The following is a 1,737-nucleotide window of genomic DNA, read 5'->3' on the forward strand; positions in this document are numbered from 1 at the left end:
CACTGGTTCCTCACGCTTGCAGACGCGGCTGAAAAGATGGAGGATTGGCGCAGATACTACAACGAGGAGCGCCCGCATGGGGCGATCGGGCACAAGGTCCCAATCTCGTTGCTCAATCCCGATGGCGCCACCAGCCCGCCATCGTGAAAAAGCCGGGAAACTCCATCTTCCGGCGGTCCAAACAATGGGTTCAGAGCAAAACCCGCCGAGGCTCTAACTGCAGCCGGATGAAAATTCAGTGGCAGGTCAAACTCGACGAAGGCGAACTTCGAGGTACGGTCGATAGCGACGAACATGTGCAGCTTGCCCTGCTCGGTCCTGACCTCGGCAATGTCGATGTGGAAGTAGCCGATCGGGTAGCTCTTGAATTTCCTCTTCGCCGGTTTGTCGCCCTCGACATCCGGCAGCCGGCCGATGCCATGGCGTTGCAGGCAGCGATGCAATGAAGACCGCGTCAGGTGTGGGATGGTCGCCTGAAGCGCATAGAGGCAGTCGTCGAGCGGCAGCAGCGTATAGCGGCGGAAAGCGACAATGACCGCCTCCTCCTCAATCGAGAGCACCGTCGATCTCGGTTCCTTCGGACCAGTCGGCAGGTCGGCGACCGAAGCGCGCCTCTTCCACTTCGCAACCGTCCTTCTGGTTGATCCCGTAGCGCTTGGCCAGCGTCCTCAGGCTCTCTTGACTATGCTGTATCGCTCGACGGACCGCCTCTGTCGTTGTGGCGCTCCCATGCAGAACCTGGCCCATAGCGCATCCTTTGATTCGGAAGATAAGGATGCCCCATCAAAGCCCGGGATCAAACATTTAGCCGCCACAGAGCCGGCTGGCGGAACTCCTGCCGTGGAACTGGACGGCGGCGCAATCTGCTAGATTGGCGGGATTAGCGCCGATACCATCGCCAGCATAAGAATCCCGCTCGTTGACTGGCAGCCGGGTCCATCTGGCGCCGGGGTGCCGATGACGGGAAACGCTCCAGGCCCTGCATGACGTCCTCCGGGCAACCATGCCATTCGACGACTGTCGCTTTTTCGAGTTCCGCGCGACGGAAAGCGCTACGCCGCTACGCCATCCTCTCGACCAGAATAGGATAGCTTGCGCGACAACCCGACAACCTACTCGGCGGAGACCATGAGACCATGAGGCTACGCTCGCTGGACGATCGTGCCGTCTCGGAACTTGCTACACCTACGACTTCGGCGACGACGGGCGGCACACGATCACGATCGCAACGGTCGCCGATACCGATTCCGCTGCCGAGTATCCCCGCTTGATCGGCTCCCGCGGCCCCCACCCGAAGATGTAGGCGGCATCCCCGGCTTCGAGCGGTTCCTCGACGCTATCGCCGATCCCAAGCACGGGCAGCATCGAGACCTGAAACGCTGGCATGGCCGTCTGTTCGATCCAGACTAACAAGCCGTAGACCATACCTCATCGGGTCCAACAACTCGCCAGACGCCGCGCTCTTGGCAAGGCCGGCTTCGACAAAAATGATCGTGCCCACTGGCGTGGTGTAGCTGACGGCATTGGTCGCCGTGCTCTCCGGCATGGGCCGGACTGATCAGCGCGCCACTGCCGGCAGGCTGATGAGCGGATCATCGCTCATCTGGCTGATGGTCTCAAGAGTCATGTAGCGCGCCCGCTGCACGGCCCATTCATCATTCTGTTCAAGCAGCAACGCGCCGACGAGGCGGACGATGGCATCGTCATTGGGGAAGATGCCGACGACCTCGGTCCTCC

The 1,737-nt window shown here is 61.1% G+C and carries 2 protein-coding genes and 2 pseudogenes; 2 read left to right on the forward strand and 2 right to left on the reverse strand.

The annotated features are described in order from the left end of the window. On the forward strand, window positions 1–147 hold a 147-nt coding region (locus AC1D1L_RS33595), incomplete at its 5' end, for an integrase core domain-containing protein (protein ID WP_477345802.1). Window positions 148–251: 104 nt separating this feature from the next. On the opposite strand, the pseudogene AC1D1L_RS33600 reads toward AC1D1L_RS33595, so the two are convergent. Continuing rightward, window positions 252–747: pseudogene (locus AC1D1L_RS33600) on the reverse strand (transposase family protein); the annotation flags it as partial. 475 nt (window positions 748–1,222) lie between these two features. Here AC1D1L_RS33600 and AC1D1L_RS33605 point away from each other — a divergent pair. Continuing rightward, window positions 1,223–1,410 (forward strand): annotated as a pseudogene (locus AC1D1L_RS33605) (IS1096 element passenger TnpR family protein). Window positions 1,411–1,558: 148 nt separating this feature from the next. Here the strand turns inward: AC1D1L_RS33605 and AC1D1L_RS33610 are convergent. Beyond that, a partial coding sequence (locus AC1D1L_RS33610; RefSeq protein ID WP_477345801.1) for a transposase occupies window positions 1,559–1,737 on the reverse strand: 179 nt, incomplete at its 5' end.

This window comes from Mesorhizobium sp. P2_D6 (assembly GCF_056404315.1).